General features: G+C 51.5%; 19 protein-coding genes and 1 tRNA gene. 17 read left to right on the top strand and 3 right to left on the bottom strand.

What is annotated here, in order from left to right; translation table 11 throughout:
- Window positions 1-27 precede the first annotated feature (27 nt).
- From G477_RS0102755 to G477_RS0102740, 4 genes are read left to right on the top strand one after another with little or no spacing between them, the layout of a single operon-like run.
- A complete protein-coding gene (locus G477_RS0102755; RefSeq protein WP_026696639.1) occupies window positions 28-288 on the top strand; it encodes a hypothetical protein in 261 nt (86 codons plus the stop codon).
- Window positions 279-2,606 carry a phage tail tape measure protein gene (locus G477_RS20405; RefSeq protein ID WP_051287630.1) on the top strand — a complete coding sequence of 776 codons (2,328 nt, stop codon included), beginning with the start codon at window positions 279-281 and terminating at the stop codon, window positions 2,604-2,606. The genes G477_RS0102755 and G477_RS20405 overlap by 10 nt, the downstream gene beginning before the upstream one ends.
- Window positions 2,603-3,616, top strand: coding sequence for an XkdQ/YqbQ family protein (locus G477_RS0102745; protein ID WP_026696638.1), 1,014 nt, complete (start codon window positions 2,603-2,605; stop codon window positions 3,614-3,616). The genes G477_RS20405 and G477_RS0102745 overlap by 4 nt, the downstream gene beginning before the upstream one ends.
- A 12-nt stretch (window positions 3,617-3,628) precedes the next feature.
- Window positions 3,629-3,895, top strand: coding sequence for a hypothetical protein (locus G477_RS0102740; RefSeq protein WP_026696637.1), 267 nt, complete (start codon window positions 3,629-3,631; stop codon window positions 3,893-3,895).
- Window positions 3,896-4,320: 425 nt separating this feature from the next.
- On the opposite strand, the gene G477_RS0102735 is transcribed toward G477_RS0102740, so the two are convergent.
- Window positions 4,321-4,590, bottom strand: a complete 270-nt coding sequence (locus tag G477_RS0102735) for a DUF2627 domain-containing protein (protein ID WP_026696636.1) — start codon at window positions 4,588-4,590, stop codon at window positions 4,321-4,323.
- Window positions 4,591-4,679: 89 nt separating this feature from the next.
- On the opposite strand from G477_RS0102735, the gene G477_RS18520 reads away from it, so the two are divergent.
- The 9 genes from G477_RS18520 to G477_RS0102690 all read left to right on the top strand — a co-directional run bounded on the left by G477_RS18520 (window position 4,680) and on the right by G477_RS0102690 (window position 16,158).
- Entirely contained in the window at window positions 4,680-6,551 is a 1,872-nt protein-coding gene (locus G477_RS18520) for a sigma-54 interaction domain-containing protein (protein ID WP_051287629.1), read from the top strand.
- A gap of 136 nt (window positions 6,552-6,687) precedes the next feature.
- Complete coding sequence (locus G477_RS0102725) at window positions 6,688-7,611, top strand: bifunctional enoyl-CoA hydratase/phosphate acetyltransferase (RefSeq protein ID WP_026696635.1); 924 nt, start codon at window positions 6,688-6,690, stop codon at window positions 7,609-7,611.
- Window positions 7,608-8,708 carry a Leu/Phe/Val dehydrogenase gene (locus tag G477_RS0102720; RefSeq protein WP_026696634.1) on the top strand — a complete coding sequence of 367 codons (1,101 nt, stop codon included), beginning with the start codon at window positions 7,608-7,610 and terminating at the stop codon, window positions 8,706-8,708. The genes G477_RS0102725 and G477_RS0102720 overlap by 4 nt, the downstream gene beginning before the upstream one ends.
- A 15-nt stretch (window positions 8,709-8,723) precedes the next feature.
- A complete protein-coding gene (buk, locus tag G477_RS0102715) occupies window positions 8,724-9,818 on the top strand; it encodes a butyrate kinase (protein WP_026696633.1) in 1,095 nt (364 codons plus the stop codon).
- Window positions 9,819-9,832: 14 nt separating this feature from the next.
- A complete protein-coding gene (gene lpdA / locus G477_RS0102710) occupies window positions 9,833-11,257 on the top strand; it encodes a dihydrolipoyl dehydrogenase (protein ID WP_026696632.1) in 1,425 nt (474 codons plus the stop codon).
- A 70-nt stretch (window positions 11,258-11,327) separates the two neighbouring features.
- On the top strand, window positions 11,328-12,269 hold the full coding sequence (locus tag G477_RS0102705) for a thiamine pyrophosphate-dependent dehydrogenase E1 component subunit alpha (RefSeq protein ID WP_245575377.1): 942 nt from the start codon (window positions 11,328-11,330) through the stop codon (window positions 12,267-12,269).
- Between the two features lie 2 nt (window positions 12,270-12,271).
- Window positions 12,272-13,255 carry an alpha-ketoacid dehydrogenase subunit beta gene (locus G477_RS0102700; protein ID WP_026696630.1) on the top strand — a complete coding sequence of 328 codons (984 nt, stop codon included), beginning with the start codon at window positions 12,272-12,274 and terminating at the stop codon, window positions 13,253-13,255.
- Between the two features lie 12 nt (window positions 13,256-13,267).
- Window positions 13,268-14,551, top strand: a complete 1,284-nt coding sequence (locus G477_RS0102695) for a dihydrolipoamide acetyltransferase family protein (RefSeq protein ID WP_026696629.1) — start codon at window positions 13,268-13,270, stop codon at window positions 14,549-14,551.
- A 434-nt stretch (window positions 14,552-14,985) separates the two neighbouring features.
- Entirely contained in the window at window positions 14,986-16,158 is a 1,173-nt protein-coding gene (locus G477_RS0102690) for a metal ABC transporter solute-binding protein, Zn/Mn family (RefSeq protein WP_026696628.1), read from the top strand.
- A gap of 118 nt (window positions 16,159-16,276) precedes the next feature.
- Here the strand turns inward: G477_RS0102690 and G477_RS0102685 are convergent, their stop codons facing one another.
- Window positions 16,277-16,762: a hypothetical protein gene (locus G477_RS0102685; RefSeq protein ID WP_026696627.1), complete on the bottom strand. Its 486-nt coding sequence runs from the start codon at window positions 16,760-16,762 to the stop codon at window positions 16,277-16,279.
- 107 nt (window positions 16,763-16,869) lie between these two features.
- On the opposite strand from G477_RS0102685, the gene G477_RS0102680 reads away from it, so the two are divergent.
- From G477_RS0102680 to G477_RS0102665, 4 genes are all read left to right on the top strand, one after another.
- Window positions 16,870-17,298: a BrxA/BrxB family bacilliredoxin gene (locus G477_RS0102680; protein WP_026696626.1), complete on the top strand. Its 429-nt coding sequence runs from the start codon at window positions 16,870-16,872 to the stop codon at window positions 17,296-17,298.
- Between the two features lie 149 nt (window positions 17,299-17,447).
- A complete protein-coding gene (locus tag G477_RS0102675; protein ID WP_026696625.1) occupies window positions 17,448-17,822 on the top strand; it encodes a hypothetical protein in 375 nt (124 codons plus the stop codon).
- Between the two features lie 65 nt (window positions 17,823-17,887).
- Window positions 17,888-17,962 (top strand) — tRNA-Arg (locus G477_RS0102670).
- Between the two features lie 245 nt (window positions 17,963-18,207).
- Complete coding sequence (locus G477_RS0102665; RefSeq protein ID WP_026696624.1) at window positions 18,208-19,188, top strand: aromatic acid exporter family protein; 981 nt, start codon at window positions 18,208-18,210, stop codon at window positions 19,186-19,188.
- A 471-nt stretch (window positions 19,189-19,659) separates the two neighbouring features.
- Here G477_RS0102665 and prli42 read toward each other — a convergent pair whose 3' ends face one another.
- The gene (gene prli42, locus G477_RS21105) at window positions 19,660-19,749 is read right to left on the bottom strand and encodes a stressosome-associated protein Prli42 (RefSeq protein WP_156897264.1); all 90 of its coding nucleotides are present in this window, start codon (window positions 19,747-19,749) and stop codon (window positions 19,660-19,662) included.
- Window positions 19,750-19,782 lie beyond the last annotated feature (33 nt).

The raw sequence follows: 19,782 nt of genomic DNA, 5'->3' as shown, positions 1-19,782 counted from the left end.
AAATCACGCAGAAGGGAGCGTTTTATCATGGAAAATATTCGCAATTTTGATCGCATAACGCAGGTTATCAAACGTATTACTGCGGCGGACCATGCATCACAAGCGGACTTTGACGAAATCCTGGCCGTCCGGGCGCTTTATGACCGCGGCACAGGCGGCTATACATACGCCAACAACGTATACAAAGCAGCACAGGCGTTCAACGCAGGTCAGCGCAAAAAGTTCCGAAAGCACTTCGATAAAGCCAAGAAAGCGTACGATGCCGAGGTGATGGCCGAATGGCTATGAACCTCGAAGCAGTCTTGCGGCTGCGCGACGAATTTACCTCACAAATGGGCAAGGCCAAAAGTGCCGCCGGCAAATTCGAGGGCAAAATGGGCGGCCTGGAGAAGGCGCAGAAGAAACTGAGCGACGGCGGCAAGGCGATGTCGAAGAAAGTCACGGCGCCCCTGGTCGGCGCGGCAGGCGCGGCCGTTTATACTGCGTCAAACTTCGAAGATAGCATGGCGCGCGTACAGGCAGTATCAGGCGCATCGTCTGACGAACTCGCGCGGATGGAGGGCGCCGCCCGGGAAGCCGGAGCCACTACGGCCCACAGCGCGAGCGCGGCGGCTAGTGCGCTAGAATATACGTCACTGGCCGGCTGGGATGCCGCGGAATCAGTCGAAGCATTGCCGGGCGTGCTCGACCTAGCCAGCGCAGGAAGTGTCGAAATGTCATCCGCTGCTGATATTCTGACTGATACAATGTCAGCATTTGGCATGGGCGCAGAGGACGCCGGCAAGGCCTCGGACATTTTCGCGAAAGCACAGGCGTCAGCAAACACCGACGTCAACCAGCTCGGCCAGGCGATGTCGTACCTTGCACCGATAGCTAACGCTGCGGGAATGGACTTAGAGGAAGCGGCTACATCGGTCGGTATACTTTCAGATTCCGGCCTTAAAGGATCGAAAGCAGGTACGTCGATGGTTGCCGTGCTGTCCGACCTGCAAAACGCGGCCGAGAACGGCAAGATAGCGATCGGAGACTACGCGTTTAGCATATTCGATGCTGAGGGCGAAATGAAGTCGTTTCCGAATATTCTTGCGGGCATCAAGGAAGGTATGGACGGCCTTTCCGGCGCTGATCGGGCCGACGCCATGCAGGACATCTTTGGACGTCAGGCGATGAAGGGGATGGAGGTTTTCCTGCAGGACGGCCGCGAAGGATTCATGGAGCTTGAAGATACTATCCGCGACTCAACCGGAGCCGCAGCGGAGCAAGCCGAAATCATGGAGGACACCTTTGGCGGCTCGATGCGCGAAATGCGGTCGGCTATCGAGGACTTCCTCATCGAAGTAGGCGACGCACTGATTCCGGCGCTCGAAGGCGGCGTGGAAATTATTTCTGACCTGGCTCGCAAGTTTGGGGATCTCAGCGGCGACCAGCAGCGGGCAGCACTCGCAGCAGGCGCCCTGGCAGCGGCAATCGGGCCGGCCATGCTGGCGTTGTCGATGATGGTCAGCGTCGGGCGGAACCTGGCGACGGTGTTCCGCTTGATGGCGAAGGCGAAACTGCTGTTCTCGAAAACGCTACTACTTTCGCCGCTCGGCTGGATCGTGGCAGCTATCGCGGCAGTGGTCGCGGCCGGCGTGCTACTTTACCGGAACTGGGACCTCGTAACGGCCAAAGCGTCCGAATTGTGGGCGGCCCTGGTGGAAGCCTTCGCTAGTATTCGCGACTCCGTGACCGATTCAGTCTCGGCGCTGCGAACGGCCGTGATCGAACGGTTTGAGGCCATCCGCGAAGGTATTGCTTCCGCCATCGAACGAGCGCGCGAGATTGTCGTATACATATTCACGCAGCTACCTGCTGACGCCGCGTATTGGCTCGGCTATATGGTCGGCCGTGTGGTCGCGCTGCTGGCGGAACTGCCGGGCATCTTTCGCGACTACATTTCGCAGGCTTACGATAATACAGTCGAATGGCTGGGAAAGCTACCGGGTCGAACAGCGGAGTTCCTCGGCGACATGAAAGACCGCGGCGTTACGATCCTGACCGACTTTGCCGGCGACTTTAAAGAATGGTTCCAAAATGCGTATGACAACGCGGCCGACATCATTCGCGATCTGCCGCAGACCATCGCGGACTTCATTGGCGAAATCCCCGGTAAAGTCCGCAGCATGATCAGCAGCGTACAAGATTCGTTTGCAGAACTCGGCTCGTCGATCGTCGATGGTATCGTGGGCGGCTTTGAGTCGGCGATGGGCGCACTTGGCGGCGCTGCTAAATGGGCGGTTGATACCGTATCCAGCGGCATGGGCAGTCTGCGCAGTTTGGGCGGCCGTGCAGCCAGCGGCCTTGTTGACGGCGTGACCGGCAGAGGTAGCGGGCATTTCCACGGCCTCGACAGCGTACCTTACGATGGCTACCACGCAAGACTACACCGCGGCGAGGCCGTACTCGACCGAAATGATGCCGAAGCATGGCGGAATGGTCAGTCCGGCGGCGGTGGCGGTGTGAATGTGACCGTGCAGAACATGACTGTCCGTAACGACTCCGACATCGACAAGATCGCGGCGCAATTGTACAGCAGAATTGAAAAAGCGCAGGTGTCGGGAGCATGAGCCGGCCGATGATGGTGCACGGATATGCCGACATACAGGTCGAACACGACGACGGTGCACGGACTGCCGATGTGACCGACCTGGTGACGCAGGTCCAAAGCACCGACGACATTAACACGGCATATGCCACGCTGGAAGTATCGCTGTATAATTCCGTCAACGGGCGCGACCGGCGGATTAACTTCGACAACGGAGACTGGTTGATTTTCAAAAATCACGGCGTGGAGTGGTTTCGCGGGCGGATTTTTAATCGCGATATTGATGCCGAATTGATGGAAACGCTGACGGCCTACGATACGAATGCTTACCTGACAAAGAACGAAATCACGCGAAAGTTTACTAAGCAGACGGCTGGCGATATTTTGCGCCGCCTCTGCCGTGAGTTCGACTTGGGCGTCAACGCGATAGACGACACGGGTTATGTAATTCCGAAGTTAAGCGTAGAAAATGAAACGCTTTTCTCTACGTTTAAAAAGGCGATTGAAAAGACGGAGAAGCAAACCGGAAAGCGTTACGTCCTATACAATTTTCGCGGAAACGTAGCACTGCGCGAAGAATCGTTTTTCACGCCTGGCCGGGTGATCGAAGAAGGACAAAGTATCATGAGCGCCAACTACTCGCAGTCCATCGAGGACATGCGTGGCCGGTTAATCATGACTGGCGGCGAAGACGACGAATATAAAGAACGCAAAACATCGCAGCAGCACATCGACCGCTATGGCCTGACGACAGCCCGCGAGTCATACAGCGGCAGTGACGTTAGCCGGTCGGAAGTACGTAATGCGGCGGCCGAAAGGTTTGACGAGCTGACGCAGATTGACGACGAGGCAAGTATAGACGCACTCGGCATGGACGCTGTACGAGCCGGCCGGCGGGCCTATTTTCGCGAGCAGTCGTCGGGCATCGTTGGGTTGTACCGGGTAACTGCGCATACACACACGTATGAAAACGGGCAACATACGATGAGTTTAAATGTAACGCGAGTTGGCGATTTGCCGGCGGGAGTATAAGGAGGCGAATACATGAAAGAAGGCGGAACATATTCGAAATTCGTCGATTTAATTAGAACGACAGGCGCGAACCATGACGTCCTCGTACGCTTCGGCCGAGTGACGAGCGGCTCGCCTAGTCTGCGGATTGATGTCGACGGGGTAGATCGCGTGCTGGATGCGGAAGATGTTTTAATCGGAGCGAGTGTGGCAACGCTGCAAAGTGGTGACCGCGTTATCATGCTCGGCTATGAAACGGAGTACGGGCGCGAATATGTGGTGCTCGACAAAATAACGTAAATTAAGCCGGTCTGTCCTGCGAGGGCGGGCCGGCCTTTTTTTTGTGCGCTGAGAGGGCGATTCTGCGGACATTAGTTTCGGTGCGGCGGGTCGTACTGCGGCTAATGTGCGTAGAATGGCGATTTGAGAAAACGCTTGTAAAATGCAGGAATGTCCGCTATAATGTCCTCATAAAGGAACGACTATGACCGTCTACTTCGACAGTATTCCCGAAGCAAAAACGCTGAAATAACGCCATATATGCCTCGCACTGAGTCACAAATTCCGAATTCATCGCAATGGTGGCTGATAAACTTCGTGTGGAGCACCGTTCGAAATAGCAGGAGACGGTCGAAGGGATTGTCTACCTTTCCTTTCTACATACAAAACCCGCCGGAAGCAGCGCTTCCGGCGGGTTTTTATGAACGGGGCGATGGACAAGCGGGCTATAGGGCATTTCCGTTTTCCCGCTGCTGCTCCTGCTGAAATTTTTCGGCAACGCGTTTGTTCCGGCGGTCGCGGCGCAGGATGAATCCTGCGAAAAACCATATCCCACCTGCAAATAGAAAACCTCCGACGAAGAATTGAATCATCAGATTCGGAAAGGGTGTGTTAATGATGTCAAACATCGTGTCGCGCATGAGCTTGATGCCATAACCGGCGGTAACCACCGGAATCAGCATGACCATCAGCGCAAGAAAACGCTGTACTGTCACGACTGTATCCCTCATTTCGTAATGGATTCCTGTTTATTGTACAATAGAACCCAAGTGAAGTCGAGAAAGGCATGGAAAGGCGGAGGCAGATGCGGATATACACCGGGAACGATCACCATTTACAAAAGCTGGCGGAGTCAGCGGGATTCACGAGTGTTGAAAGCAGGGAGGCAGCAGATGTCTGCCTGGAGAAGAACAGCAGAGATAGCTGCGTGGAGCGCATGCTCTCCTATGCAGCCGAATTATATCAGGCGGAGGGGCAGAGCAGAAGAAAAAACCGCCGCCTGCATAACATCATCAATGCTACCTATGACGGCATGATTGCTGTCGATCTGAAAGGCAAGATCACGCTGCTGAACCAGCGAGCCGAAGACATGACGGGATTAAGAGAGGAGGACGTTCTTGGCAAAGACGTTCTCCATGTCATGCCTTCCAGCCGCCTGCCGCGTATTCTCGCCACCCAGCAGGTCGAACATAACCAGCAGCAGTGGCTGGACGAAAAACGTGCCATTATTACTACCAGGATTCCTCTTTATGAAGAAGGCCGGCTGGAAGGTGCGCTCGGGGTGTTTCAGGATATTACCGAGATTAAACAAATGGCGGAGGAAGTAACAAGCCTGAAAGAAATACAGCAGATGCTGGAGGCGATCATTCATTCTTCCGATGACGCCATCTCCGTAGTGGATGACAACGGCATCGGTCTCATTGTAAACCCGGCCTACACGAGGCTGACCGGACTGAGTGAGGAACAGATTGTAGGCCAGCCTGCTGCGGTGGACATTTCCGAAGGAGAAAGTATGCACATGAAAGTGCTGGAGACCGGGGAAGCAGTCCGGGGAGCAAGGATGAAAGTCGGTCCAGCAAAGAAAGATGTCGTCGTCAACGCAGCTCCGGTGATTGTAGATGGCCGTATCCGTGGGAGTGTCGGTGTTATTCACGATGTCTCCGAAATGGAAGAGTTAACCTCCGAATTGGAACAGGCGAAACAAATCATCCGCACGCTGGAAGCAAAATATGATTTTAACGACATCGCCGGCACCTCAGAAGAGATCATGATTGCGGTAGAGCAGGCAAAAGCCGCGGCGAAAACACCAGCTGCTATTCTGATCCGAGGTGAATCCGGAACCGGCAAGGAATTGTTTGCCCATGCCGTCCACAATGAAAGCCGGCGCCGCTTTAATAAGTTTGTCCGTGTGAACTGCGCGGCAATTACGGAAAATCTGCTGGAAAGTGAGCTGTTCGGCTACGTAGAAGGCGCGTTTTCTGGTGCGAGGCGCGGGGGGAAAAAAGGACTCTTTCAAGAAGCCGATAAAGGAAGTATCTTCCTGGATGAAATAGGTGAACTTTCAGCCGGTACACAGGCTAAACTTCTTCGGGCGCTGCAGGAGGGGGAGATTATGCCGGTCGGCAGTACGACACCGGTTCAGGTGGACGTGCGTATCATTGCCGCAACCAATGTGGACATGGAAGCGAAGATGAAGGATGGTTCCTTCCGTTCGGATCTATACTACCGCCTGAATCGGGTGCCGATTCATATTCCGCCGCTCAGGGAAAGAAAAGAAGATATTGAGCTGGTCAGCAGCGTGCTGTTAAAAAAATTGAACCAGGACTATGGCCGGCGCATCGAATCGATTTCCACCCAGGCGCAGGATCAGCTGACAGCCTACCCGTGGCCTGGAAACGTGAGGGAACTGGAAAACGTGCTGGGCAGGGCGATGATTCACATGCCGGCATCGGCAGTCGTTATGCAGGCATCCCACTTGATGATGGATGGAGCCGTCTCTGTTAAACGGGATCAGCGGTATACAGGAACACTGGAAGAAGCCCTTGCAGGACGCGAAAAAGAGATTCTGCAGCAGGCACTTCAGGAGAATCACGAGAGCAAAAAGAAAACGGCGGAACAGCTGGGCATCAGCATCAGGAGCTTATACTACAAACTGGATAAACATCAATTGGCGTAATGTGCAAAAACATGCATGCATTATGTTGCGCGCATGCATGTTTTTGCATGCATAATTGCTGCAGGACGTTGTTCTTACGCAAGTCTGACTTGGCATGAATATTGCATAGGTAGTTAGAGTAGAAGGGGGTTCTTGTATGGACATGATGACATTAAAAAATAAAATACATACTAGAGAACGGCGGGCGGTGATTGCTGTTGCCCACGCGGTAGATGCCTCTATTTTTCAGGCTGCAGCGCAGGCGTCTGATGAGAACCTTGCGACGTTTCTTTTCATCGGCCCGCTCTCCGAGATGACGGATGCGATGCAGGAAGCTGGATATTCAGCTGATACATCGACCAGCCGGTTTATTGATACGAAAGATGAGAAACAGTCTGCATCCGAGGCAGTGAAGATGGTATCGGAGGGGGAAGCCGATGTGTTAATGAAGGGCATGACGGCGACCTCCACATTATTGAAAGCGGTGCTGGATAAAGAGCATGGACTTCGTACAGGCAGGATCCTCTCGCATGTTGCTGGATTTTCTCTTCCCGGAAGAGAGAAGCTTCTATTTTTATCAGATGCGGCGATGAATATAGCTCCCGACCTGGAGCAAAAAGTAAAAATCACAACAAATGCCGTGGAAGCAGTGAAGAACATGGGCGTAGAAGTACCAAAAGCAGCTGTGATTGCTGCAGTGGAAACGGTAAACACGTCGATGCAGGCTACACTCGATGCGGCTGCGCTGACGATGATGAACCAGCGTGGACAGATTTCCGGCTGCATCATTGATGGACCGCTCGGATTTGATAATGCCATTTCCCCTGAAGCGGCTGAGCAGAAAGGCATCACTTCACCGGTAGCGGGTCAGGCGGACCTGCTGCTTGTTCCACAGATTGAAACAGGGAACGCTTTGTATAAGTCGTTTACGTATATTGGCGGAGCGGTTGTCGGCGGCATGATTGTCGGAGCTGGTGCACCGATTGTCCTCTCTTCCCGTTCAGACAGCGTGGAAAGCAAACTTTTTTCTATGATGATGGCAGTTAGTACTGCAGACCAAAGCCAGGAGGGATCGATATGAATTTATTCTCGAAAATGGAAGTACAGGACTATGAACAGGTTGTCGTCTGCCAGGACAGAGAATCCGGACTAAAGGCGATCATCGCCATTCACGATACAACACTCGGACCGGCACTCGGCGGAACGAGAATGTGGACCTATGCCAGCGAGGAGGATGCGTTTGAAGATGCGCTCCGTCTATCCAAAGGCATGACCTATAAGAATGCAGCTGCCGGATTGAATCTCGGGGGAGGCAAAACGGTGATCATCGGTGATCCGAAAAAAGACAAAAACGAAGCGATGTTCCGTGCTTTCGGCCGTTTCATCCAAGGGTTGAACGGACGCTATATTACCGCGGAAGATGTGGGAACGACCGTAGAAGATATGGACCTGGTCTACGCAGAGACGGACTACGTAACAGGCGTTTCACCAGCGTTCGGTTCTTCCGGTAACCCATCGCCGGTTACGGCCTATGGCGTTTACGTAGGGATGAAGGCAGCAGCTAAGGAAGCATTCGGTTCCGACTCGCTGGAAGGGAAGACTGTTGCGGTTCAAGGGATCGGCAACGTTGCATACAACATGTGCCGCTACCTTCACGAAGAGGGAGCTAAACTGATTGTGACTGACATTCATGAACAGTCCGTAGAAAGAGCGGTAAAAGACTTCGGTGCGGAGGCTGTTCATGTTGATGATATCTACAGTGTCGACTGTGATATCTTTTCTCCATGTGCTCTCGGAGCTGTGATCAATGATGACACCCTCCCAAAACTGAAAGCATCTGTTGTAGCCGGGGCTGCAAACAATCAGCTTCATGAAAGCCGTCACGGAGAGGAACTGAAGAAAAAAGGAATCGTCTATGCACCGGACTATGTCATCAATTCCGGCGGCGTGATCAATGTGGCTGATGAGCTGCTCGGCTACAATCGGGATCGAGCCATGAAAAAAGTAGAGACCATTTATGACAACATTCTAAAAATCTTTGAGATCGCCCATAGAGATGGAATAGCTTCCTATGCCGCTGCAGATCGGATGGCAGAAGAGCGGATTGAAACCATGAGAAAATCCCGCAGGCAGTTCCTGCAGAACGACATGAATATACTGTCACGGGGCCGTGTTTAGAGGAGGGAAAGACGAGTGGAGCATTCTTACCGTGTGCTGGCACTGAATCCAGGATCCACGTCGACGAAGATCGGTGTGTTTGAAAACGAAATGCCATTAATGGAAAAAACGATCCGTCACGATCGAGAGGAAGTCCTTGCCTTTCATTCGATCATCGACCAGTATGCTTTCCGCAAAGAGGCAGTACTTCAGACGCTGGATGAGGCAGGCATCAACATCTCCAAATTGGATGCTGTCGTCGGACGCGGCGGACTGCTGAGGCCGATCGAAGGCGGTACGTACCGCGTGAATGAAGATATGACTCTGGACTTGAAAGAAGGTTATGCAGGCCAGCATGCATCCAATCTAGGTGGCATTATCGCGGATGAAATCGCGTCACAACTGAATATTGAAGCATATATCGTCGATCCCGTCGTTGTCGATGAAATGGATCCAGTTGCCAAAGTATCTGGATTTGCAGATTTCGAACGACGCAGCATCTTCCATGCGCTGAATCAGAAAGCGACGGCAAGAAAGGCGGCCGAAGAACTCGGAAGAGACTATGAAGATCTTCGGCTCATTGTCGCGCATATGGGTGGAGGGATCACTGTCGGCTCCCACCGCTACGGCAAAGTCGTCGATGTGAACAATGGACTGCACGGAGAGGGACCTTTTTCACCAGAAAGAGCGGGAACGGTGCCTGCCGGTGATCTCGTATCCATGTGCTATTCCGGTGATTATTATGCAGACGAAGTTATGAAAAAAATCGTCGGACAGGGAGGTCTCGCAGGGTATCTCGGTACGAACGATGCCGTAGAGGTAGAAAATCGAATTGTCCGTGGAGACCGTGCTGCCGAAACGATTTACGAGGCGATGGCTTACCAGGTAGCGAAAGAAATTGCAGCGAACGCAGCGGTTTTGGAGGGAAGAGTGGATGCGGTCATTCTAACCGGTGGACTTGCGTACGGCCGGGAATTTGTGCAGAAAATTTCGAATCGTGTACAATGGATAGCGGAAGTACTTATCCGCCCTGGAGAGAATGAGCTCGAAGCACTGAACGCCGGTGTGTTGAGGGTACTTCGTGGACTGGAAGAACCGAAAATATATCAAATACCGACGCACGAGCGGTAAAAGGGGAGATACCTGTGGCTGAAAAATATGATCTGGTCATATTAGGAGCTGGTACGGGAGGCTACGTTGCCGCCATTCGTGCAGCACAGCTCGGCATGACAACAGCGGTAGTAGAAAAAAGCAGTCTGGGCGGCACCTGCCTGCATCAAGGATGTATCCCGAGCAAAGCAATGCTGCGCAGCGCAGAAGTCTATCAAACAGTAAAGAAAGCAGAGGCCTTTGGGGTTGAATCCGGAGAAACCAGCCTTTCTTTCTCCAAAGTCATGAGCAGAAAAGATGCGATTGTCGATCAGCTTCATCAAGGGGTACAGAGCTTGATGAAAAAAGGAAAAATTGATGTCTATCACGGATTTGGCAGAATCATGGGACCTTCCATTTTTTCTCCTTCTGCAGGAACAATCTCTGTTGAATACGAGGACGAACGGGAGAATGACATGCTGATTCCCGCCAATGTCCTTATTGCTACCGGTTCAAAACCGAAAACCCTGCCTGGACTGGAACTCGACGAAACGCAGGTCCTCTCTTCAAATGGGGCGCTGCGTCTGACCGAGCTGCCAGCGTCGTTGACCATTGTCGGTGGTGGTGTCATCGGGGTGGAATGGGCCTCGATGTTTGCAGACTTCGGTTCTGAGGTCACGGTTCTTGAATACACAGACCGCATACTGCCAGCAGAAGACCACGACATTGCTGTAGAGATGAAGAAAGCTCTGGAGAAAAAAGGGGTTACGATTCATACGGGAGCAGAAGTGCTTCCTGATACGATGCAAAAAGAGGAAAACCGCGTTTCGATCTCATTTCGAAGTACCGGCGGAGAAGACGTGATTACGTCAGAGAAGCTGTTGGTGTCGGTAGGAAGAGAAGCGAATATTCATCAGATCGGGCTTGAGAATACGGATATTCGGACGGAACAGGGTGTCATCAAAGTCAATAAGTACCTGCAGACGAAAGAGTCTCACATTTATGCTGTCGGTGATGTGATCGGCGGCCTGCAGCTGGCGCACGCTGCCTCTCATGAAGGAACAGCAGCAGTCGAACACATGGCAGGAAGAAACGTGGAGCCGATGGATAACAACCTCATCCCACGATGCACCTATTCTGCACCGGAAGCCGCAAGTGTAGGCATGACAGAGAAAGAAGCAGCCGACAGCGGCTACGACGTGAAGGTCGGCAGGTTTCCTTTTCAAGCTGTTGGTAAAGCGCTCGTTCATGGCGATACGTCCGGATTCGTTAAGTTCGTAACAGATGCTGCGACCGATGATCTGCTCGGGGTGCACATGATCGGTCCGCACGTCACCGACATGATATCAGAAGCGGCACTCGCGAAGCTGCTCGATGCAGCACATTGGGAAGTTGCCGGGATGGTTCACCCTCATCCGAGCCTGTCAGAGGCTGTTGGTGAGGCAGCACTTGCAGTGGAAGGACGTCAAATACACGGGTAAGGCAAAGGAGGAGTTCCAATTGAAAACAAAACATCAAGATCTAGGATTAACGGAAGAGCAGGTACTGGACATGTACACGACGATGCTGGAAGCAAGAATGATCGACGAGCGGATGTGGCTGTTGAACCGCTCCGGTAAAATTCCATTCGTTATATCCTGTCAGGGTCAGGAAGCAGCCCAGGTGGGTGCGTCGGCAGCTCTGGATACTGATTCGGACTACGCCCTGCCATACTACCGTGATATGGGCGTTGTGCTTCATTTTGGCATGACATCGAAAGAACTAATGCTGTCCGCCTTCGCAAAAGCGGAAGATCCCAATTCCGGCGGCCGGCAGATGCCGGGGCATTTCGGCCATCGAGTGAAACGGATCGTCACGGGCTCTTCCCCTGTGACCACGCAGGTTCCGCATGCCGTCGGATTTGCCCTCGCCTCTTCGATGAGAAAAGAGAACAGCGTCGCGTTCACCACATTCGGAGAAGGTTCCTCCAACCAGGGTGATTTTCACGAGGGCATCAATTTCGCCAGCGTGCATGATCTTCCGGTGATCTTTTTGTGTGAGAATAATAAGTATGCGATTTCCGTGCCGCTTGATAAGCAGCTGAACGTTGAACACGTCTCCGAACGGGCGAAAGCGTACGGCATTCATGGAGAAACCATCGATGGCAATGATCCTTTGGCTGTCTATGACGCAGTGAGAAAGGCAAGAGAGCGCGCGGTGAACGGAGAAGGACCGAGCCTCATCGAAACGATATCCTACCGCCTTACCCCACACTCCAGCGACGATGATGACAGTACGTATCGCTCCAGGGAAGAAGTGGAGGAAGCAAAAAAAATCGATGCTGTTCATACATTCGGAAGCTATCTCCGGGAAGAAGGGATTCTTACGGAGGAGAAAGAAGAAGAAATCCGGAGCAGGATCAGGGATGAAATCGATGAGGCGACGGATTACGCAGAAAATGCTGCCTACGCAGAAGTCAGTACCTTGATGCAGCATGTGTATGAGGAGGAATAACCATGGCCGTGAAAACATATATCGAAGCTGTAACACAGGCAATGCGTGAAGAGATGGAGCGGGATGAGACCGTCTTCGTCCTCGGGGAAGATGTCGGTAAGAGAGGCGGCGTTTTCCGCGCGACGGACGGCCTCTACGATGCTTTTGGAGAAGAACGTGTCATTGACACCCCGCTGGCGGAGTCCGCCATTGCTGGTGTCGGAATCGGAGCGGCCATGGCCGGAATGAGACCGGTGGCAGAAATGCAGTTTGCAGACTTCATCATGCCGGCCGTGAACCAGATCGTATCGGAAGCTGCAAAAATCCGCTACCGCTCCAATAACGACTGGCACTGTCCAATGACGATCCGGGCCCCTTTCGGCGGAGGAGTCCATGGAGCGCTTTATCATTCTCAGTCTGTAGAAGCGATGTTTGCTTCCACTCCTGGGTTGAAAATCGTGATTCCATCCAATCCATACGATGCGAAGGGCTTATTAAAATCAGCCATCCGCTCCAATGATCCAGTCCTGTTTTTCGAACATAAACGAGCGTACCGTCTCTTGAAAGAGGAAGTGCCGGACGACGATTATACCGTTCCCATCGGAGAAGCGGCCGTGGCCAGGGAGGGTGATGATGTCACGATTATTACGTACGGCCTCTGTGTTCATTTCGCCAAGCAGGCAGCTGATCAGCTCGAGGAAGAAGGCGTCAGCACGCATATCCTGGATCTTCGTACGATTTATCCACTGGATCAGAAAGCAGTCATAGAAGCTGCTTCAAAAACAGGGAAAGTCCTGCTTGTAACAGAAGATAATAAAGAGGGCAGCATCATGGGAGAAGTCGCCGCAGTGATTGCGGAGTACTGTCTGTTTGATCTTGATGCTCCGGTACAGCGGCTTTCGGGGCCGGATGTACCCGCTATGCCGTACACACCGCCGCTGGAAAAGGAATTTATGATGAATACGGATAAAATCGAAGCCGCCCTGCGGGATCTGGCTGAATTTTAAGGAGGGAGCAGGATGGCAGTAGAGATTACAATGCCGCAGCTGGGAGAAAGTGTCACAGAGGGAACGATTACCCGGTGGCTGGTTGAACCGGGGGACGAAATAAAAAAATATGACCCGATAGCGGAAGTCATGACGGACAAAGTGAATGCGGAGGTACCCTCCTCCTATACAGGTACGATTAAAGAACTAATTGCGGAAATTGACCAGACCGTGGAGGTGGGACAGGTCATCTGCACCGTCGACACTGGGGAGGAGGCGCCGGCAGAGGAGAAACCGACTCAGGAAAAATCAGCGCCTTCTGCGGAACAAGCGGATGTCCAGCAGTCTGCGCCGAAGCAGGAGGATGTCAACAAGAAGAGCGGCGGCGACGACAACAGCAGCCGGTACTCCCCGGCCGTTATGAGGCTTGCGCAGGAAAACAAGATTGATCTGCAGCAGGTGAAGGGATCGGGACGCGGCGGTCGCATCACGAGAAAAGATATCGAAAAACGTATCCGTGAAGGCGCTCCGGCAGCAGAGGCGTCGCCTGCTCAGGAAGCAGCTCCTGCTGAGGCACAGGCACCGAAGCAGAGCGGACCGGCTCCGGAGTCAGACAGCCGCAGGGAGGTCATCCCGGTGACCGGTGTACGAAAGGCGATTGCTCAAAACATGGTACAGTCCAAGCAGGAAGCACCTCATGCATGGATGATGGTCGAGGTGGATGTGACTGGTCTGTCCAGACTGCGTAAGCGCATGAAACAGGAATTTGAACAGCAGGAAGGCGTCAAATTGACGTATATGCCTTTCTTCATGAAAGCTGTCGTCGAGGCGCTGAAAAAATTCCCTCAGGTGAACGCGACATGGGAGAACGACCACATTATCCGTCATAAAGACGTACACCTTTCTGTAGCCGTGGCATCGGAAGAGGAACTGTTTGTGCCGGTCATCCGTCACGCCGATGAGAAAAACATCACCGGCCTCGCGCGCAGCCTGCAGGACACAGCAGCAAAAGTGCGTGCAGGATCCTTGAGCTCTGCTGACATGCAGGGAGGCACGTTCACACTGAACAACACTGGATCGTTCGGTTCCGTCCAGTCGCAGCCGATCATTAATCGGCCGCAGGCAGCGATTTTATCGGTAGAGTCGATTGTGAAACGGCCAGTAGTCGTCGACGGCGATGCCATTGCCGTGAGGGAGATGGTCAATCTTTGTATGTCACTCGACCATCGCATCCTGGATGGGGCGATCTGCGGTGCGTTCATGAACCATATCAAGCAGACACTGGAAAATATTTCAGAAGACCAAATGACACTTTAATATACAGCAGCGAAGCGCTTCGTGCCCTGAAAGGGGCTTGGAGCGCTTTTCAGCTTGTTAAGACTGCATAATCTCTCTCGGGGAGAAGGGGCGGCTGTGTGCGCGGTGATTAAACGAGGCTTGCGTTTTATCGCCGTAAGCGTCTAAGCATATGTAAGGACATAAGCGCTGCGCGTGAAGAAAGAAGAACCCTTTCTACCCTCAACAATCCTGCGGCACACGCCGTTCCGACCAAAAGCCGCTCCGCACTTTTGGTAGATATGAATAGCGCGGTGGACTTCTCCGTTCAAACGATGTTTCGTTGTCAGCAGCAGATGATGGCAAGAGACAAACATGTTCGAAAATACATAATAAATCGTAATTATTATTATTTACAAAACGTAATTCTTACGATATACTGTTTTTTGTACATCAAAGAAATAGAGAGGAGCTTGATGATGAAACGAACGGCTTTGCCATTATTTCTTACAGCCGCGGTTGTGCTCGCAGCCTGCGGGAATGAGAACAACGAGATGAATGATACTGATACGAACGAAAACATAAACAACCCATCGGCTCAAAATAATGCTGAAGGAGATGAGGGAGATGACGTGGATCCTGTTTCGGTACAAACAACCCTTTATCCCCTGGAATACTTTGCAGAACGGATCGGCGGAGATGATGTGGAGGTAGAAAACATGGTGCCGGTCGGTGCTGACGCACATACCTTCGAACCGACAGCAAACCAGATGATTGAAACGGCGGAAGCAGAGCTTTTTATTTATAACGGTGCTGATTTTGAAGGTTTTATCAGCAGTATCCAGGATGCTATTGAAGGCGAAGATGTTCAGATGGTCGAGGCTGTAGAAGGAATAGAGCTGCTTGATTACAGCCACGATCACAACCATGATGATGAGCACGATCATAACAACGAGGATCACAACCATGACGATGAGCATAATCATAATAACGATGATCTCAACCACAACGACGAGCATAATCATAACAACGACAATCACAACCACGAAGATGAGCATGATCATAATAACGATGACGCCAATCATAACGATGCAGATAATAACCACGACGATCACGCTCATGGTGATGAAGATCCACACGTATGGCTGGATCCGATGAGGGCAGCGGATATGGCAGAGAACATCAAGCATGCCCTCGTAGAGGCTCGTCCGGAAGCATCCGAAACCTTCGAAGCAAACTTTGATACACTGGTCGAAGAACTGGAAGAGCTTGATGGACAGTTTGAAGAGCTTGCAGATAACATGGATCGAGACCACATCGTGGTATCCCACGCAGGCTACGGGTACTGGGAAGCCCGCTACGGAATTCACCAGACAGGTATTGCCGGGCTCTCTCCAACGAATGAACCTTCTATCCAACAGATTGAAGAAACCATCGAGATGATGGAAGAGAACAATATCAACCATGTGATGTTTGAGCAGAATATCCCAGTTGATGTCGCTGAGACAGTACGTGAGGAAACCGGGGCGGAAGAGCTGTGGCTGCATAACCTGGAAGCAAAAACGGAGGAAGATCTGGAGAACGAGGAAGACTACTTTAGTCTGATGGAAGGAAATCTGGAAGCCCTGGAAGAAGCACTGTTCGACTAAAAAGCTTCCAGCCGCTGAAGCAGCAATAGAGACATGATGCTGTTTCATCCAGAACACGGCGCCGGATCGACGATTCCGGCGCCGTGTTTTTACCTGGATAAGCCGCGCTGCGCGGTGCTCAGCCTGGGTTTTCTTCTGTTTTTACAGGAGGAGGTGCAGCCTGTTGGCACCCGCTCCATCTGGTAAACCACAGCAATTTTGTTTGTCCTGCCTCGACGGTCGATAGGAGGATGACTGCCAGCACAAGAAGGATATACCAAACCGAAGGCACGAATCCGGAGACCGTCACCATCCCTGCCCAGCCGATTGTAATCCAGGTCCCTCGCAGCACCCTATTCTGGCGGCCACAGAAAATAGGAAGCTGGATGACGAGCATCCCCGGCGACGACCCGGCAGCCGGAAGCAGGACGAAAAAGATGATGATTGTCACAGCAGCTACCACCATTTCCTGGAGGTCGGGAAAAAGAGTAAGGATCAGAAGAGCAGCAGTCCGCGCAAAGAGATAATCCACGCCGAGCTGAGCCCATTCTTTCATACAAACAGGGATATGCATCGCAGCGGCAGAGGAAGCGGGCGGCACATGTAAGGCGTCTGCCATACCCATTCTCTGCCTTTCCTCCTTTCAGATTCAGATTCCTGCATCATAATCGTTGGAACATACGAATAAAACATGTAAAATGAGGATATCAGGTTGAAGAAAGGGTGTATAGCATGGAATTTCAAATGTTTATGAACGATGTGGTACAGGCCGCTCGTCAGGATATGGATCAGGCTGGCTATGATCAGCTCACCTCCGCAGGAGAAGTGGAGAGCACACTGACGAAAGAGGGCACAACGTTCGTTGTCGTTAACTCTGTCTGCGGCTGTGCCGGCGGGATTGCAAGACCTTCCGCTGCGTATATGAAGAATTATGAAGTGCAGCCGGACCGCTTTGTTACTGTATTTGCAGGTCAGGATAAAGATGCAACGGAAACGGCAAGATCGTACTTCACCGGATATCCACCGAGTTCACCATCCTTTGCGCTGTTGAAAGACGGGGAACTGAAGGCAATGGTAGAGCGTCATGAAATTGAAGGACACGAGCCGATCGAAGTTGTCAACAAACTGGAAAGCTACTTCGACGAGCACTTTAAAAAGTAAACAGCAGGCGCCGGACGCTGCTCCGGCGCTTTTCTCTGAGCATCCGTACAGTTTGTTTTCCTGTCCTGCTCTATGCAGAAAGGGCATGCTGTGCTATAATCTAAAGTCGTCAGAGCATTGGTACGGAAATACATATAGGAGTGGTCAGAATGCAGGAGCTTTATAAAGAAATACATTTCTATTTGAACCAGGAAGAAGAAGTCCCATTTAAGCAGTTCGATGATTATTACAAGCGTGTTCTGAAATACTTCGATGAGCATGCAGAAGAATTCAAAGAAGAAGATGTCTGGAAAGCACTCTTTATTTCAGAGAACGTGATGTCCAATGCAGACGAACGTTCGAAGGAAGTGAAGAACCAGAAGCAGGCGAAAAAATATTCACGTATGTCTCAGCGTCTGACGCTCTGGGCACAGAATTTTGCTGCTCGTCTTGCACGCCGCGGATACAATGAAGAGCAGATGAACAGCCATTTTGAAAAGATGTTCGAAGACTACGAAACATTTAAAGAAGAATTAGAAAAGTAAGGGTTGCACTTCGGATATTATTTTGGTATATTAAATGAGTGCCGTTGAGACCGACGGCACGACATGCGCCCGTGGTGAAATGGATATCATACGAGATTTCGGCTCTCGCGTTCCGGGTTCGAATCCTGGCGGGCGCGCCACTTTTACATCGACAACCTCCATGCTCATGGAGGTTTTTTTAATAATAAAAGATAGTAGTCATTGTTTATAGGAGGCACCCGCTGGCCTATAGGGCTGCCCGCGCCTTTGGCTGTGCTTAAGAAAACCTATGTTTGATATAGAAAGACGGCGGCTCTGTCCGCTGTCCGCGAAGCAGAAAATCTTCTTCTTCCTCTATAAGCAGAGAGCGGCGCGGCACACTGGTTATAAAAAAAGGAGGTCCACCGTGGGGCAGTGGCGTTTAGGTTATCGGACAATGAAAACCGCAGCTGGAGCTGCCATCGCTGTACTGGCTGCACAGCTCCTTCAGCTCGACTTCTACGTATCGGCAGGGATTCTCACGATCCTCTGTATTCAAAAGACGAGAAAGAAGTCGTTTCAGAGCTCATGGGAGCGGCTGGCAGCATGTTTGATCATTCTTGTGATGGGCGCGGTCATTTTTGAAGTTTTTAACTATGCTTTTTGGAGTATTGCTCTCGTACTGCTGCTGTTTATCCCCTTGACCGTCAGGCTGCAGATTACTTCTGGTATCGTGACGAGTGCTGTCATCATGTTTCATCTCTACACAGCCGAGAACATCACTACCGGCTTGATCCTGAACGAACTCGCATTGATTACCATCGGCTTATCCACGGCTCTCGTCATGAACATTTACATTCCGAGTAACGAAGAGAAGCTCGACAGTATGCAGGACGATCTCGAAGAGCAGCTGGCTGTTATTTTCCACGAGTTTGCAGCCTATATCCGGGAAGGGGAGCAGAACTGGACTGGGGAAGAAATCACGAGAGCTTCCGACATTCTGAAAGAAGCCAAGAATGAAGCCCTGCAGAATCTCGAAAATCATATTATGCGTTATGAAGACACCTATTATCACTACTTTAAGATGAGAGAAAAACAGCTCGATATTATCGAGCAGATGATGCCGCTCCTCACCACCATCGATTACCACGTAGAGCAGGCCGATATGCTGGCTTCCTATATGGATGAACTCGCTGATGGTGTTAATCCACGGAACACTGCCTATAAATATATCGATAAGCTGGACGAGCTGAAAGAGTCTTTTAAAACGATGCCGCTTCCGGAAACGAGAGAAGAATTCGAGGCGAGAGCAGCTCTAGCTCATTTAGTACGCGAACTCGAGCAGTACCTAGCGGTCAAAAAACAGTTCAAACGGACAAAAGAGTACGGCATGTTTGAAGCGGATTAGCCTTCTTTCATGCAGCGTGAATCATGCAGCAGTACAGGAACCGTCTCTTTATGGAGCCGGTTCTTTTTTATTTGATAAAAGCGCATGCATGATCACAAGGGAGCGTTCTGCTTTCTTTCGGAAGAACCAAGGCATTAAAGCACACAGCACCTTTTGATCGGCACGGCGTACAACGTCGCTTCAAGTTGTCAGAGAGAAGAACAGGTTTTCGTTCTTTTCAATCAGCGAACCAAGCCGCCCTTTTCTTTCAGGAAAAACGGCTCTCTTTTTCTCATTGGCTGCCTTGAAAATAGAACTCTGTTCAAGCTTGTTGTTGTTACTTGATGAAAGTAGCGATAGGCGGCGACGCTCAAGGGACAAGCCCCTGAGCAAGCGTCCGCCGAAAGCGGATGAAATCAACAACGAACGATAACATAGCCTTTCATTAAAAAACTGCCCCGGAAACCGGGACAGTTCAGCTATTGCTATGAGTTAAAATGCGGACACTCCCATAAGTGCAGTACCGACAAACATCACAATAATCATCATATAAACGATCGCTTTACGGAATTTACGAGGCATGAGCGACCCTCCTTTATCTTTTCACTCCCCTCA

Source organism: Alkalicoccus chagannorensis DSM 18086, assembly GCF_000429725.1.
In the GTDB taxonomy this organism is placed as follows: Bacteria; Bacillota; Bacilli; order Bacillales; family Salisediminibacteriaceae; genus Alkalicoccus; species Alkalicoccus chagannorensis.
The sequence above is the reverse complement of the archived record's forward strand: the minus strand, read 5'-3'. Positions and strand labels throughout refer to the sequence as shown.